Genomic DNA, 15,805 nt, shown 5'->3' on the forward strand with positions numbered 1-15,805 from the left:
TAGATGCATCTGTAACTGAACCACTGCTATCGGGGGCAAGCCCCCTCCCACAGGGGTTCCACTGTGATTTCAAGATTGGAGTAGTTCATGCAGCTTTTTAGTCTTCAAGACCAAGTGGCCTTTGTCACCGGCGCCGGCAGCGGCATTGGCCAGGCTATCGCCGTCGGGCTCGCCGAAGCGGGCGCGGATGTCGCCTGCTTTGATCTTCCGGGCAGCCCCGGCATTGCCAGCACGGTAGAGCGCATCCAGGCCCTGGGCCGTCGAGCCCTGGCCCTCAGCGGCACCGTCACCGAACGCGCCGCGCTGGATGCAGCGGTCGCGCGAACCGAACAAGAACTCGGCCCACTCAGCGTGGCCGTCAACTGCGCCGGCATCGCCAACGCCCAGGCCGCCGAGGACCTGGAACTGCAACGCTGGCAAACCACCCTGGACATCAACCTCACCGGCATCTTCCTCAGTTGCCAGGCCCAGGCCGCGGTGATGTTGCCACGGGGCAAAGGCGCGATCGTCAATATCGCCTCCATGTCCGGCAGCATCGTCAATCGTGGCCTGTTGCAAGCCCACTACAACACCTCCAAGGCCGGGGTGATCCACCTGAGCAAAAGCCTGGCGATGGAGTGGGCAGACAAGGGCCTGCGGGTCAATTGCATCAGCCCGGGCTACACCGCCACGCCGATGAACTCACGCCCGGAAGTCGCCGACCAGGTGAAGATCTTTGAACAGACCACGCCCATGGGCCGCATGGCCAGCGTGGACGAAATGGTCGGCCCGGCGATCTTCCTGGTCAGCCAGGCGTCGTCTTTCTGCACCGGTGTCGACCTGTTGGTCGATGGCGGCTTTGTCTGCTGGTAAGGAGCCCCTCATGTCGCAACGATTCAGCGGTAAAACTGTGGTGATCACCGGCGCCTGCCGTGGCATCGGCGCCGGCATTGCCGAGCGCTTCGCCCAGGAGGGCGCCAACCTGGTGCTGGCCTCCAACGACCTGGAGCGCGTGACCTTCACCGCCGACCAACTGGCCCAGGAATACCAGGTCGATGTCCTCGCGCTGGGCATCGACGTCACCCGTGAAGACGATATCGAAAAGCTCTACCGCGAAGGCCACGCACGCTTTGGCAGCATCGACGTGTCGGTACAGAACGCCGGCATCATCACCATCGATCACTACGACAAAATGCCCCGTGCCGACTTCGACAAGGTCCTGCAAGTCAACACCACCGGCGTGTGGCTGGGCTGCCGGGAAGCGGCCAAGTACATGGTCAAGCAAGGCAGCGGCCGGCTGATCAACACCTCGTCCGGCCAGGGCCGCCAGGGGTTTATCTACACCCCGCACTACGCCGCGAGCAAAATGGGCGTGATCGGCATCACCCAGAGCCTGGCGCTGGAGTTGGCGCGGCATAACATCACGGTCAACGCGTTCTGCCCCGGCATCATCGAAAGCGAGATGTGGGACTACAACGACCGCGTATGGGGCGAGATCCTCAGCACCGATGAAAAGCGCTATGGCAAGGGTGAACTGATGGCCGAGTGGGTCAAGAACATCCCCCTGCGCCGAGCCGGCAAACCCTCGGACGTGGCGGGATTGGTGGCATTCCTGGCCTCCGATGACGCGGCCTACCTGACCGGCCAGGCAATCAATATCGACGGCGGCCTGATCATGTCGTAAGGGTTTGGTATCCTCACCCGCATTGATTTCACCACTGAGGCCTTCATGAGCCAGATCGAAGAACAGCGCCTGATCACCAAGATCGCGAGCCTCTATTACGAAGAAGGGCTCAAGCAGTCCGAGATTTCCGCACAGCTGGACCTGTCCCAATCCTTTATCAGCCGCGCCCTGCGCCGGGCGCTGCAAGAAGGCGTGGTCAAGATCACGGTCATGCGCCTGCAAGGCCTGCACCTGGAGCTGGAAACCCAATTGCAGCGCCGTTATGGCGTGCGCCGGGTGATCGTGGTGGAAGCCACCGAACCGGGCAACGATGAAAGCATCAAGCAGGCCATCGGCTCGGCCGCCGCTCATTACCTGGAGACCAGCCTGTCCCCCCAGGACCATATCGGTATTTCGTCGTGGAGCAGCACCATTCGCGCCATGGTCGGCCATTTGCATGCACAACCGGGCAAGCAAGGCGCCCAGGAAGTGGTACAACTGTTGGGCGGCGTCGGCAACAAAGGCGCCTTCGAAGCCACCCTGCTGACCCAACGCCTGGCCACCCTGCTCAACTGCCCGGCGTTTTTGCTGCCGTCACAGAGCATCGAGCAATCGGTGGAAAGCAAGCAGCGCATCATCGAAATGGAAGAGGTCAAGGAGGTGCTGCAACGCTTTGACAGCATCACCCTGGCGATTGTCGGCATCGGCGACCTGGAACCCTCGCAGCTGCTGCGCAACAGCGGCAACTACTACACCGAAGACATGCTGCGCCTGCTCGCCGAACGCGGTGCCGTCGGCGATATCTGCTTGCGCTACTTCGATGCCCAGGGCAAGCCGGTGCTGGAAGAAGATGAAGAATTCGTGGTGTCGGTAGCGCTGCCCAAGCTGCGCTCGATCCACCGCGTGCTCGGCCTCGCCGGCGGGTTGAACAAGGTCCAGGCGATTCGTGGGGCGCTCAAGGGCGGCTACCTCGACATCCTGATCACCGACCTCGACACCGCCCAGGCGCTGAACCACTAACCCTCATTCTGGAGACTGCCGCTCATGACGTCCAAGCTCGAACAACTCAAGCAATTCACCACCGTGGTCTGTGACACCGGCGACCTGGAAGCCATCAGCCGCCTGCGCCCGGTCGACGCCACCACCAACCCTTCCCTGCTGCTCAAGGCCGCCGCCATCCCGGAATATGCCGAGCTGCTGCGCAGCGCCGTGGCCCATGCCAAGGGTGACGTGGGCCTGGCCTGCGACCACTTTGCAGTGGCGGTGGGTGCCGGCATTCTCAAGGTGATCCCCGGGCGCATCTCCACCGAAGTCGACGCACGCCTGTCCTTCGACGAAGACGCATTGTGGGCCAAGGCCAACCAGTTGATCGCCCTGTACGACCAGGCCGGTATCGGCCGCGACCGCGTGCTGATCAAACTGGCCTCCACCTGGGAAGGCATCCGCACCGCCGAGCGCCTGGAAAAAGCCGGGATCCAGACCAACCTGACCCTGTTGTTCTCCTTCGCCCAGGCCGTGGCCTGCGCCGATGCCGGCGTGTTCCTGATCTCACCATTCGTGGGCCGTATCTACGACTGGTACCGCAAGAACACCGGCCTGGACTACACCGGCGTTGATGATCCGGGCGTGCAGTCGGTGACGCGCATCTACAACTACTACAAGACCAATGAAATCAAGACCGTGGTGATGGGCGCCAGCTTCCGCACCCTCAGCCAGATCGAACAACTGGCTGGCTGCGACCGCCTGACCATCAGCCCGGACCTGCTGCAAAAGCTCGACGAAGATCAGGGCACCCTGGAACGCAAGCTGGTGCCAGGCACCGACGGCGAACCGCGCCAGCGGCTGACGCAGGCGCAATTTCGCTGGGCGTCGAATGAAGATGCAATGGCCACGGAAAAACTCGCGGAAGGTATCCGCCAGTTTGCGCGTGACCAGGAAAAGCTGGAGACCTTGCTCGGCGGGCTTTAAGCCCGCCCCGTCAGGGTGAAACCGCCTGCACCGCGATGTTTTCGAACGGCATCGGTACCGACTTGATCGCGCCATCCAGGTTACGGTACCGGTGATACACACCGGCTGACGGCAACAGCCGACCGCGTTCAACCACACGGCGACCGTCCAGCACGTAACGCACCGTCTGCTCCCCTGCATCCGCCCCCTCGCCCGCGCGCAGGTCTTGTGCAAGCACGCGCATGGTCTCGTCAATGCAGACTTCAAGTTGCTCGTTCACCTTGGCCCACTCCAGGTGGCCATCGTCGATGCATTGCGCACCACAGCTGCGAAACGGCTGCCCGACCACGTCAATGCGCCGTTGATACAGCACCGACCCGGCGATGTCCTGGACCTGCACCCGGTTGACCAGGATAAAGCTGCCCCGGTCCGCGCTCAGCACCAGCCGCGGTTCGACCAGCACCAGCGCGCTGACCGGCCCCTGTGCCGAAGGCAGGCCAGCCGCCTGGCCGGTCTGTTGATAGCGTCGGGAAAAGATCGCTTCCAGGTTTTTCTCGCCGAGCAGCGTCGTCATCGGGCGTGCATCGTGTTCTGCACTATTGCGCGCATCGCGTTCGAGCACACCCGCGCCGGTCTGGGTATTAATGGCGCTGGCGATCAACAACCCCACCACGCCCCCGGCATTCACCGCGCTGCGGGTGACATTGTCACTGACTTGAGCGGCGTCCGCCGCGCGCTTGCTATCAATCACCATCGACGCGGTGACAAGGCCCTGCGCCGGCCACCGCACTTCGACCTTGGCGCCGTGGGCATTGATATAAGACAGCGCGGACGGCGTATTGAAGCCCGGTTCAGGCAGCGGATGCTGGGCGCACGCCCCCAGCATCAGGCCACTGGCAATGAGCAAGGCACTGCCCAGGACCTTCATTGGGCGAACGGAGTGATGACCAGTTGACGGCTGCTGTCCACGGCCTGGTAGTAGGCGTTCGACAAGTTGCTGAAGTTGGGTTGGTCCCACTCACCCTGCGCCGGCTGAGTCACGGCAAACGGCTTGTACCAGAGCAGGTGATTGTCACGCAGGTCGACCACCAGGCCGATACCGCCCACTTGCGGGGTCGGCACGCTGGTAGGCACCACGCTGTAGTAGGTGCGGTATGCGCCACTGGCGGTGTAGGAGATCAACAGCAGGCGATCCACGCCGTACTTGGCTTGCAACGGCGTCAGGTCACGGCCGAAGAAGCCTTCGCGGAATTTGGTTTCCTTGAACTTGGCGAGGTCGATCGACTCGTCCACGCGCTTGGCCTTGTAACCCTTGGCCACCAGCTTGGCGACGATTTCATCGGGAATACTGGCGGCGTCCTGCAGCTTCCAGGTACTGACGTGGGTGCTGAGTTTACTGTTGACACCCTTGTTGATCGCCAGGTCCAACAGCCCCTGATTGCCACCGAGCACCAGCTCCGAGGGCGGCAAGGCAGTCATGGCCACGCCAATGGTCTGGCTCTTGTCGTTCCAGAACTGGGTGTCGAGTTCAACCGGCTTTTGGATATTGGCTGCGCAACCAAACAGGCCGGAGCAGATGAAAAACAGGGCGATACAGTTTCGGAACGTGCGAAATGCCACGGGAAAAGTCCTTTTAAAGAGTGGATTGCCAGCAGTGTCTGACGAGCAAATGCCATCACCATGCCATCATTGGCTGGGGATATTAAAAGCAGGAAAAAATGGCGTCAACTTAATAACAGTGTGGGTGTTCGAAGGCGACCAATGGTCGCCCGCGGCGATCAAGCCGGCGTCTGCGCCACACCCTGCCCAAAGCGCCTGATTGCCAGGCAATACCCGATCAACGCCACCGCTGCCAGCAACCCGCCCGCCGCGCCGATCCAGGCGAAGCCGAAGTGGCTGCCGACCCAACTGCCCATCAGCGCGCCACCGCCAATACCAATGTTGTAGATACCGGAAAACATCGCCATGGCCACATCGGTGGCGTCCGGTGCCAACACCAGCACTTTCGACTGCATGGCCAGGCCGAAGCCCATGATCGCCATGCCCCAGAACACACTCAGGCCCACCAGGTACGACTGCGCACCACTCAATGGCAGCAACAGCGCCAGGCACGCCGCGAGCAGGAACACCGCACCGATCACGAACAGATGGGGGTTGAAGCGGTGTACCAGGCTGAACAGCAGCGAACCGAGGATGCCCGCACCACCGAACACCAGCAGGAACAGGGTGACCACATTGCCGCTCAGGCCCGCGACGCCTTCAACGAAAGGTTCGATGTAGCTGTAGGCGGTGAATTGCGCAGTCACGGTCATGGCAGTGAGCACATACAGCGCCACCAGCGCCGGGCGCTTGAACAGCAGTGGCAGGCTGCGCAACGAGCCGGAGTTCTGGCTGGGCAACAGCGGCAAGGTGCGCGCCAGCCAGAACACCAGGGCGGCGGCGAAGGCGGCGATCACCAGGAACGTGGTGCGCCAGCCCATGGCTTCACCGAGCAGGCGGCCCAGGGGAATGCCGAGGACCATCGCCAGGGACGTGCCGGTGGCCAGCAGCCCGAGGGCTTGCACCTGCTTGCCGGCGGGCGCCAGGCGCACGGCGAGGGAAGCGGTGATCGACCAGAACAGCGCATGGGACAAGGCAATGCCAATACGGCTGACCATCAACAGGCCGAAGCCGGTGGCCACGCTGGAGAGGATATGGCTGGCGATGAACAGGCAAAACAACACGATCAGCAACTTGCGCCGCTCGATATTGCGGGTCAGCAGCATCACCGGCAGTGACGTCACCGACACCACCCAAGCGTAGATGGTGAGCATCAGGCCAACGCTGGCAATCGGCATGTCGAAGCTGGCGCCGATGGCGCTGAGCAGCCCGACGGGGACGAATTCGGTGGTATTGAACACAAAGGCGGCCAGCGCCAGGGCGATGACCGGCTGCCAATTGGCTTGGGGGGTTGCGGCTGAAAGGCTCATTGAACGGTGCGGCACTCTGGCGATGATCGAGCGGCCACCCAGGAGGAGCGCCGCCGCCCAGCATTCTATAGGTTTCTCGGGCGGCTGTTGACGCTGATCCCAGGCATTCGTCGTCCGATCCCTCATGACGAGGCCAGGGCCATCACGTCAGCGAGCGGCGCCATCGGCTTGCCGAGCTTGCCTCCCACGGGTAACGCGGGTGGTAATAACGCCCGGCGTGACAGGCCGCCTGGGCGCCGGCCACCGATGCAGCGCGGTGCCCATTGAAGCGAGTGCCACGACTGGCGGGGAACGCCACGTCGCGTCAATCACCGCAGCACTGCGCGCATTTGTCGCACACCCTGTGCCCGGCCAGCGCGCGCCTGAACTCAAGCGGCCCTTGACCGACAACCTGAGCCGCCCTACAGCCGGGAAAGATTCCCCACCCACGACCCCCTGTTGATGCTCATGCCGACACGGCTGACCGAGCGGCTATTTGCGTCGGCGCCTGGGCGTGGGATCACGGATCCACCTGCCCCATCATTTCCGGGATGCTTTCCGGCCGGTTGGCATAACGCTGCGCCAACGCCGCACAGACCATCAACTGAATCTGATGGAGCAGCATCAACGGCAGGATCAGCACCCCCATGGTCGCCCCGGCGAACAGCACCTGGGCCATCGGCACGCCCGTCGCCAGGCTCTTTTTCGAGCCGCAGAACAAGATGGTGATGCGGTCTTCCTGGTTAAAGCCGAACGCCTTGCCCAACACGGTGGACGCCAACAGCACCAGGCCCAGCAACACGCAGCAGGCCACCACCAGGCCGCCCAGTTCCCACAGCGGGATCTGGTGCCAGATACCTTCGTTGACCGCCTCGCTGAACGCCCCGTACACCACCAGCAGGATCGAGCCCTGGTCGACGAATTTCAGCCAAGCCTTGTTACGCCCCACCCATGCGCCGATCCAGCGCCGAGCGATCTGCCCGGCGATAAACGGCAGCAGCAGTTGCACACTGATCTTCAAGATCGCATCGAGCGTAGAGCCGCCTTCACCGTGGACATTCATCAACAGGGTCACCAGCAACGGCGTGAGGAAGATGCCGAACAGGCTCGACGCCGCCGCGCTGCAAATCGCCGCCGGGATATTGCCGCGGGCCAGGGAGGTGAAGGCAATCGCCGATTGCACGGTGGCCGGCAGCGCACAGAGGTAAAGCATGCCCATGTACAGGTCTTTGCCAATCAACGGCGACAACACCGGCTTGAGCGCCAGGCCCAGCAGTGGGAACAGCACGAAAGTCAGGCTGAATACCAGCAAGTGCAAGCGCCAGTGGCCCGCCCCGGCGACGATGGCCTGGCGCGACAGTTTGGCGCCGTGCAGGAAAAACAGCAGCGCGATCGCCAGGTTGGTCACCCAGCCGAAGGCCACGGCGGTCTGGCCACTGGCGGGTAGCAGGGAGGCGAGGATCACCGTGGCGATCAGCGTCAATGTGAAGTTGTCAGGCAGAAAACGGGGGCGAGTCATAAGCAGGATCTTCCGGGGGTTGCCAAGAGCGTCACCGCGACTCTAACGTAACGCCTTGTTACCGACTAACGCCAATGAGCCAGTAAATGCCGCCTAAAGGACATGACAAAACCGTGCGCCGCAGCGTGCCCGGGCTTTCCAGCCTGCCACGGCCGGTGTATGGGCGTACCGAATCGCTGCCCAATCGCGCCCTCACCCGTCGGCACAGCCACCCGTGGGTGCAATTGTCCTACGCGATTTCCGGGGTGCTGGAGATCCAGACCAGCGCCGGCCGTTTCGTCGCGCCGCCTCAGCGCGCGGTGTGGATTCCGGCGGGCATGCCGCACCGGGTGTACAGCTCGCCCCACACCGAGATGCGCAGCCTCTACTTGGATTGCCGGGTCACCGCCTGGGCCGCCGAACGTTGCCAGGTGCTGGAGGTGAGCAGCCTGTTGCGTGAGCTGATTCGCAGCTTCAGCGCGTTGCCGGTGGAATACGCCGAGGACGGCCCCGATGGTCGCCTGGCCCAGGTGATACTGGATCAATTGGCGGCGGCGCCCCAAGTGGATTTGATGCTGCCATTGCCCCTCGACCCCAGGTTGCGCCAGATCTATCGCAGTTTGAACCTGCACCCGGAACAGCAGACGACATTGGGCGATTGGAGCGGGAAGCTGGGGGTCAGTGAAAAGACACTGAGCCGCTTGTTCGTGCGTGACACCGGCCTGACGTTTCGGGCCTGGCGCCAGCGTTTAAGGTTATTGAGCGCCCTGCCCGCCTTGGAGCAAGGCGAGCGGGTCACAGATGTGGCGTTGAGCTGTGGCTATGAGTCCACCTCGGCGTTTATCAACGCGTTTCGGCAGCAGTTCGATGCCACCCCCGGTGAATTCTTCCGCTGACACTAATGTGGGAGGGGGCTTGCCCCCGATGGCAGTGGAACAGTCAGCTTATCTGTAGCTGACCCACCGCTATCGGGGCAAGCCCCCTCCCACAATGTTGACCGTACTTCCAATGGGGATCGACGTTCAGCTGCCGTTGCCGCCGTGGGCCTCTTCGAAGAAGTAGTCTTTCCAGCTCGCCGCCTTGTTTTTCAGCACGCCGAGCTCATGCAATTTCTCGGCATAAATATAGGTCCGCTGCGGCACGATGGTGAAGTCGATTTCCGGGTCCTGGACGATTTTCTCCACCAGGTCCAACGGCAGCTTGGATTGCTCGACGCGAATATACGCCTTGGCCGCCGCCGGTTTGTCAGCCTTGATGATCGTCTCCGCCTCCGCCAGGGCGTCATAGAACGCCTTGTAGGTCTTGGGGTTCTCGTCGTGGAATTTCTGCGTGGTGTAGAGCACGTTGAAGGTGGCCGGACCGCCAAGGATGTCGTAGGAACTGAGCACCTTGTGTACGTTGGGGTTCAACAGTTCCTGGTACTGGAACGGCGGGCTGGAGAAGTGCGAATTGATCTCCGAACCGCCGGCAATCAGCGCCGCCGTGGCGTCGGGATGGGCCAGGCTGATGGAGATGTCATCGAATTTCTTGTAGTGGGCGTCGCCGAACTGCTTGGCGGTTTCGATCTGCAAGGTGCGCGACTGGAAGCCCACGCCGGCGGCGGGCACGGCGATGCGGTCTTTCTCGGTGAAGTCCTTGAGGGTCTTGACCTTGGGGTTGTTGGACAGCAGGTAGTTGGGCATCGAACCAAGGGAGGCGATGGCCTTGACGTTCTGTTTGCCCTGGGTGCGGTCCCATAGGGTGAGCATCGGCGGCACACCGGCCGACACCACGTCCAGCGCGCCGGCCAGCAGCGATTCGTTCATGGCCGTAGCGCCGGAAATGCTGTTCCATTCCACCTGGATATCCAGGCCCTGTGCCTTGCCGTGTTTTTCGATCAGGTGCTGGTCGCGCACTACATCAAGGATCAGGTAACCGATGCCGAACTGCTGGGCGATACTGATCTTGCCTTCGGCCTGGGCGCCGGGGCTGAGTAACGCACCGGCGGCGGCCAGGGATGCGGCCAGGAGGGTCAGGGAGGAACGTTTGAAAGTCATGGAGGGCTGCCGCGTTTTCGAGGAGGTGATGAAGCCTAGCGGCGGTTTTTAAGAGCGCAAAAGAATATCGCGATCTATTGTTATGCAAATCATCCCCAAATCGGCGCCCGGCTGCTATTGTGCCGCGCTTTGAAAAGCCGCCTGATACCTGCGAGGAAATGGACGTTGAACACTGACGAAAAAATGACCGGGGACCTGTTCGAGGTGGATAAGCGCCTGTCACTCAAGCCCGTGGTGGACTTCAACGCCTACCTGCGCAGCGCATTTGGCGATGGCCCGTGCACCTGCGTACGGTGTGCGGCCAGTGGCGGCGATGAAAGCAGCTATGAACAGCAACACACGTTCACCTTCGACGCTAAGCCGACCCACCGTCGCTTTGCGTCCACGGCCGGCAGTGATGTGCTGTTGATGCTCAAGAAAGCCTGGTTGTCCTACACCAAGGCCGAACTTACCGGCGCGGGTAACCTGGCAATAGATGGGGTGAAGGACTTTGTCGAACCGCAGTTACACAAACGCTTATTGCCGCTTTTTTTGGCCAGTGGGCTGGTCAAGGAAGTTGATGGAGAACTGCGGTTATTACCACAGTCGGCAGCCTGATAAGGCTCGGACTCTGCGAGGAAACTGACCTCCGCTTGGATGGCAATTTCCAGGTATCTGAGTCGCGTTGTACCATCAGAAAGTCACGAGCGTGCCGCCGAACAGGGACAATCCGGCGTCAACCACAAAGGAATGAAGTTGATGAATCAAGAATGCATCACCCGCTACTGGCACGCCGTTGAGCTGTTACAACCTCAATCAGCCCCGAAAATAGAAAAGCGCGACGGCCTGTTTTCGTCGTTTTTCCATGACGTCAACGCTGCTCGAACGGTGATGCCTTGGTCTGAAGAGAGTCCCGTCGCAGGCCAGCAGATCCCAGGCAAGAGGGTCTGGAGCCATACCCTATTCGCCCACCTGTACGACAGCCAGGCAGTGGCCGATGAGCTCAAGCAGCTTTACGGCGCCGACCAAGGCTACAAAGAACATCCAAAACGCCGAGAGTCTGCACTCTTTGCTCTGAAATTCACGGCTCAGGGCATGATGGTGCAAGACAGCCTGGTGCTCTCCAGCGAAGCCTGGTTCCTTGGCCGCGCGCTGAGCAAAAGGGATTGGACCCGAGGTTTCGACGACGACCAGAATTGCTTGCGTGAAGACATTAAGGTGCTGATGGGTGGCCAGGTCGACGCGGACGCGCTGCTCCAGTTGACGGTCAACATTCGCCAGTTCCTTGGCCTGGATAATTTTTTCCCAGAGCCCGCTCAACTTCGCCACCGGTGGCGCTCCACCCCCGTCAAGGAAAAGAAACCGGAGCAGGAAGACGACCCGCTCAACAGTTTCCTGCTCTCAGACCTCGCCGACGTGTCAGACAGCTTGCGAAAAGGCCTGTCGAGCAAGGCGCTTGATCAATACCTTGCGCGGCACGCCCCGGACAATCGCCTGCACATCGATGATGACGATGCCAGCTTGTCAGTCATCGAGCGATTGACGCCCAAGCATTACGCATCGGGATGCTGGCCTGCGGAACACCATCTTGGGCTGGTGCATTCTCAGCAACTGGCGGTGAACACCATCATGCGCACGCTGGGCGATGGCGGGGGCATACTCGGTATCAACGGCCCGCCCGGTACTGGCAAGACCACCTTGCTACGGGATCTTATAGCCGCCGTGGTCACTCAGCGAGCCGATAAACTCGCCAGCCTGCCTCGCGCCTCTGCAGCGTTCATCGACGATGTACCGGAAAAGGCCGGCGACGGTAACGATGCCCAAAAAGTCCATAAGCTCAACCCTGCCCTGCTCGGTTTTGAAATAGTCATTGCGTCTTCGAATAATGGGGCTGTTGAAAACGTCACTCTAGAACTGCCCCAACGAGACAAGGTCGACCCAAGCTGGCTGGCGGAAGCCGACTACTTTAGCGAACTGGGCGAATTGGTCAGTGGTAAACCCGCCTGGGGCTTGATTTCAGCAGCGCTGGGCAGCAAAACCCGGCGTAATGCGTTCATCAGCCGATATTTCTACGGGAAATCACCCGAAAAGCCCAAGGCCGGCAGCACGCTCGATGACCACAACGATTGGATGACGGCTATGGACGCCGAAGCACTTGAGGATCAACAGGAGCCCAACGAGTCTGAATCGGGCGACCTGCCTGATGACGCCGAAGAACCGGGACCTCAAGGCTTTCTGGGCTGGCTGAAAATTCAAGTCGATGTCACGCGGACCACCGCTCAACGCCTGCAAACCTGGAAGCAGGCGGTCGCCGCCTATAACGCGGCGAGGTCACATGCCGAACAACTGAGTGCCGACGCCCTGCGCATCAATGCGCATATTCAGGCCCTGAATGATCTACGCCATCAGATTACTGAGCAGACCGACACGCTCAAGCAGTTGAGCAGCAAAATCAAAGACGTCGATGGGCGACTCGCACAACTTGACGAGGTCGAATTCAAACCCGCTGAGGAGGCTCTTCAACAGTGCCTGCGCGAACTGCAATCACACCATCGGGACACGCCAGGCTTCTTTGCCAATTTGTTTAGCCTGTGGGGAGCGCAACGCAGCTGGAACACCGTAGGCCGCCTTATCAACGCAAGGCGTTCAGTCGCGCAAGAGGGCTTTGAACGCGTCAAGCGCAGTACGCTTCGCCAAGCAGCCGAACGCAAACTGCTTGAGGGCCTGTATAGCGAAGCCAACGCTACGCTGGTGCACCTGCAGTCACGTCAGCGCCAGCACTGCGAACACATCACTGCCCTGGCACAGGCCTGCAAAGCAGACCATTTATTGGCCTGGCTCAAGCACGGCATCATCGGACGCGGTGAGGCCATAGAGCTGGTTGAGCCTTGGGCGATTGCTGGGTGGCGACAGGCACGGGCACGCGTTTTCATCCAGGCACTCAAGCTACATCAATGCTTGTTCGAACTCGAAGCCAAGCGTATTCGCACCAACCTGTTTTTCATTAACAGCGTACTGCAAGGGGGCCGTTTCCGTGGCCTCTCCCGCGATGCAATCCGTTCTGGCTGGGCGTCATTGTTCATGCTTGTTCCTGTTTTGAGCAGCACTTTCGCGTCTTTTGCTCGCTCATTCGGCTCATTGGGTGTAGGCGAAATCGGCTGGCTACTGGTGGATGAAGCAGGCCAGGCCACACCGCAGGCAGCAGTGGGCGCACTGTGGCGTGCTCGGCGCGCGGTATTGGTTGGAGACCCTTTGCAACTCAAGCCTATCGTCACCGTATCGGATGCCGTACTGGAACATATGCGCACACGCTATGAGGTCGATGAGCACTGGCTCCCAAACCGCCAATCCGCGCAAACTCTGGCCGACGAAGCCACGCAATGGGGTCGCATGATGGGCCCGGTGGATGATAAGCGATGGGTCGGCTTGCCCCTGGTGGTCCACCGTCGCTGTGATAGACCGATGTACGCGCTAGCCAACCGGATCGCCTATGACGGGGTGATGGTATTTGGCACTCGCCCCCCTCCCCCGGAAAAAGAAACCACCGCCAGCTTGCCTACAGGTTGGGTTCAGGCCAGCGGCGGGTCCACCGGGAATTGGGTTCCTGCAGAAGGAGATGCGCTGATGCGCTTGCTGACAAGCCTTCGTGCAGACGGCGTAAGCATCTCCGACATATCTGTTATTACGCCTTTCCAGGCAGTGCGGGACCGCCTCAGGGATCTGCTTCCACGCAAGATGGTCTACGGCACCATCCATACGATGCAGGGCAAAGAGGCAGCGGTGGTCATCATGGTGCTGGGTGGCAACAGTGAAAACCCAGCTGCGCGTGATTGGGTGGTCAGCGAACCCAATCTACTGAACGTTGCAGCAACACGAGCCAAGCGACGCTTCTATGTGATCGGTGATCGCAACGACTGGCGCGACCGCTTGTTGTTCTGTGACGTAATGGACTTACTGGTACCACAGGTACTGACGGAGCTGGCTCCGTTCAAATGAGGGTTGACGCAACCATTACTGCTTCAATCTTGCCTGTTTCTGCTTTTGGCTTGCGCAGCGTTCGTGGGAAGGGACAGCATGGCCACTATGAACGCTCAATTGATCGAACTGCGCACCTTGGCCGCCAAGGCTGAAAACCACCGGACCGAGACCGGCCTCCCCCGGGAGGCCATGGTGCAGATACGGCGCGGGTTCTGGGCGAAACGAAAGATCAGCACCGGTAAATCCAAAGAGTTGCAGATCTGCTGTTCGCGTTGATAACAAGGAGCTTTGATGCCTGCATCAAGCAAAAAGATGAGCCTGCTGGGCCTGACCGCCCTGGTCGCGATCAATATGATGGGCTCGGGCATCATCATGTTGCCGGCCAGCATGGCGCAATTGGGGGCCATTTCGTTGCTGTCGTGGGGTGTCACGGCGGTCGGTTCGATGGCAATTGCCTACGGCTTTGCCCAATGCGGGATTTTTTGTAAGCGCAGCGGCGGCATGTCGGCCTACACCGAAGAGGCCCACGGCAAGTCCGGGTTCTTCATGTGCTCGTTCCTGTATTTTCTCTCGCTGATCATCGCCAATGTGGCGATTGCGCTTTCAGCGGTAGGTTATCTGTCAGCGTTTATCCCCTGGCTGGGCAGTGGACCGGCGCCATTGTTTATCGGCAGCCTGGCGTTGATCTGGCTGACCACCGCGGCCAACTTCGGCGGCCCACGCATCACCGGGCGCATCGGCGTGGTGACGGTGTGGGGCGTGATCCTTCCGGTGGCGGGGCTGTGCGTGATCGGCTGGTTCTATTTCCGGGCCGAGGTGTTCACCGCGGCATGGAACCCGCACGGACGCTACCTGTGGGACGCCGTCAGCGCGAGTATTCCCCTGACCCTGTGGGCCTTCCTCGGCATGGAGTCGGCCGCCCAAGGCTATGACGCGGTCGAGAACCCCGAGCGCACCGTACCGCTGGCGTGCCTGCTGGGCACGCTGGGGGTGGCGGTGGTGTATGTGCTGTCGACGTCGGTGATCCAGGGCATCGTCCCCAACGCTGAGCTGGCCGCCTCCTCCGCGCCGTTTGCGCTGGTCTATGCGCAGATGTTCAGCCCCTGGGTGGGCAAGCTGATCATGGCGCTGGCGGTGGTGGCTTGCATCGGTTCGCTGCTGGGTTGGCAATTCACCCTGGCGCAGACGGCCAAGATGTCGGCGGACCAACGCCTGTTTCCACGCTTTTTCAGCCGGGTCACCCAGGCCAATGCGCCGGTGCTGGGGCTGCTGGCCTGTGCGACGTTGCAAAGCCTGATCGCCTTGTCGACCATCTCGCCCAGCGCCAGTGCGCAGTTCAGCAAGCTGGTGAACCTGGCGGTGGTGACCAACCTGGTGCCCTACGTGACCGCCCTCAGCGGCTTGCTGGTGATGATGCACAAGGCGCGCGCCAGTGCGACGGTACAGGCGCGGAACACGCTGGTCGTCGTATTAGCCGTGGGGTATTCGCTGTATGCGATTTACGCATGCGGGGAAGCGCCGGTGTTTGGCGCGATGCTGGTGTTGGCGCTGGGGTATCTGTTGTATGGGTTTCTGGCCAATCGGTTTGTTGGGGAACCAGCAGATCCACCCGAGGCCTGACGATCCCCTGTGGGAGATGTCGAGCTTTAGCGAGGCTTCGAAGGCGGTGGTGCTGTTGGCAGGTGTGTTGGCTGACACGCCGCCATCGGGGGCTTGCCCCCTCCACATTTTTACCGAGTACACCAGCCACAACACCGGTCGGCTCCAAGGCAGCAAA

General features: G+C 61.1%; 14 protein-coding genes. 9 read left to right on the forward strand and 5 right to left on the reverse strand.

Annotated features, from left to right (window positions below; all coding sequences use genetic code 11):
* Window positions 1-87: 87 nt before the first annotated feature.
* Genes ACODSV_RS33610 through tal form a run of 4 tightly spaced genes read left to right on the forward strand, consistent with a single transcriptional unit; the run spans window position 88 to window position 3,610 of the window.
* Window positions 88-852: an SDR family oxidoreductase gene (locus ACODSV_RS33610; RefSeq protein ID WP_024076079.1), complete on the forward strand. Its 765-nt coding sequence runs from the start codon at window positions 88-90 to the stop codon at window positions 850-852.
* Between the two features lie 10 nt (window positions 853-862).
* A complete protein-coding gene (locus ACODSV_RS33615; protein WP_069076475.1) occupies window positions 863-1,663 on the forward strand; it encodes an SDR family oxidoreductase in 801 nt (266 codons plus the stop codon).
* A gap of 45 nt (window positions 1,664-1,708) precedes the next feature.
* Complete coding sequence (locus tag ACODSV_RS33620; protein ID WP_024076081.1) at window positions 1,709-2,662, forward strand: sugar-binding transcriptional regulator; 954 nt, start codon at window positions 1,709-1,711, stop codon at window positions 2,660-2,662.
* Window positions 2,663-2,686: 24 nt separating this feature from the next.
* Window positions 2,687-3,610 (forward strand): transaldolase, encoded by a 924-nt coding sequence (gene tal, locus ACODSV_RS33625; RefSeq protein ID WP_024076082.1) that lies wholly within the window; start codon window positions 2,687-2,689, stop codon window positions 3,608-3,610.
* A 10-nt stretch (window positions 3,611-3,620) separates the two neighbouring features.
* Here tal and ACODSV_RS33630 read toward each other — a convergent pair whose 3' ends face one another.
* The 4 genes from ACODSV_RS33630 to ACODSV_RS33645 all read right to left on the reverse strand — a co-directional run bounded on the left by ACODSV_RS33630 (window position 3,621) and on the right by ACODSV_RS33645 (window position 8,056).
* Window positions 3,621-4,517, reverse strand: coding sequence for a hypothetical protein (locus ACODSV_RS33630; RefSeq protein WP_150054567.1), 897 nt, complete (start codon window positions 4,515-4,517; stop codon window positions 3,621-3,623).
* Window positions 4,514-5,209, reverse strand: coding sequence for a hypothetical protein (locus tag ACODSV_RS33635; RefSeq protein WP_024076084.1), 696 nt, complete (start codon window positions 5,207-5,209; stop codon window positions 4,514-4,516). The genes ACODSV_RS33630 and ACODSV_RS33635 overlap by 4 nt, the downstream gene beginning before the upstream one ends.
* A 158-nt stretch (window positions 5,210-5,367) precedes the next feature.
* The gene (locus ACODSV_RS33640) at window positions 5,368-6,558 is read right to left on the reverse strand and encodes a sugar transporter (protein ID WP_150054566.1); all 1,191 of its coding nucleotides are present in this window, start codon (window positions 6,556-6,558) and stop codon (window positions 5,368-5,370) included.
* 499 nt (window positions 6,559-7,057) lie between these two features.
* Window positions 7,058-8,056 (reverse strand): bile acid:sodium symporter family protein, encoded by a 999-nt coding sequence (locus tag ACODSV_RS33645; protein WP_150054565.1) that lies wholly within the window; start codon window positions 8,054-8,056, stop codon window positions 7,058-7,060.
* 86 nt (window positions 8,057-8,142) lie between these two features.
* Between ACODSV_RS33645 and ACODSV_RS33650 the strand changes: the two genes are divergently transcribed.
* The gene (locus ACODSV_RS33650) at window positions 8,143-8,931 is read left to right on the forward strand and encodes an AraC family transcriptional regulator (RefSeq protein WP_024076087.1); all 789 of its coding nucleotides are present in this window, start codon (window positions 8,143-8,145) and stop codon (window positions 8,929-8,931) included.
* 126 nt (window positions 8,932-9,057) lie between these two features.
* Here ACODSV_RS33650 and ACODSV_RS33655 read toward each other — a convergent pair whose 3' ends face one another.
* Window positions 9,058-10,071 carry an ABC transporter substrate-binding protein gene (locus ACODSV_RS33655; protein ID WP_024076088.1) on the reverse strand — a complete coding sequence of 338 codons (1,014 nt, stop codon included), beginning with the start codon at window positions 10,069-10,071 and terminating at the stop codon, window positions 9,058-9,060.
* A gap of 165 nt (window positions 10,072-10,236) precedes the next feature.
* Between ACODSV_RS33655 and ACODSV_RS33660 the strand changes: the two genes are divergently transcribed.
* The 4 genes from ACODSV_RS33660 (at window position 10,237) to potE (ending at window position 15,648) form a co-directional block, all read left to right on the forward strand.
* A complete protein-coding gene (locus tag ACODSV_RS33660; RefSeq protein ID WP_150056331.1) occupies window positions 10,237-10,668 on the forward strand; it encodes a hypothetical protein in 432 nt (143 codons plus the stop codon).
* Window positions 10,669-10,809: 141 nt separating this feature from the next.
* Window positions 10,810-14,046 carry a DEAD/DEAH box helicase gene (locus ACODSV_RS33665; RefSeq protein ID WP_150056332.1) on the forward strand — a complete coding sequence of 1,079 codons (3,237 nt, stop codon included), beginning with the start codon at window positions 10,810-10,812 and terminating at the stop codon, window positions 14,044-14,046.
* Window positions 14,047-14,124: 78 nt separating this feature from the next.
* Window positions 14,125-14,304, forward strand: coding sequence for a hypothetical protein (locus ACODSV_RS33670; RefSeq protein ID WP_411741564.1), 180 nt, complete (start codon window positions 14,125-14,127; stop codon window positions 14,302-14,304).
* A gap of 15 nt (window positions 14,305-14,319) precedes the next feature.
* Complete coding sequence (gene potE / locus ACODSV_RS33675) at window positions 14,320-15,648, forward strand: putrescine-ornithine antiporter (protein ID WP_150056333.1); 1,329 nt, start codon at window positions 14,320-14,322, stop codon at window positions 15,646-15,648.
* The last annotated feature ends 157 nt before the right edge of the window (window positions 15,649-15,805 follow it).

The sequence above is a fragment of the Pseudomonas sp. FG86 genome (assembly GCF_057808775.1).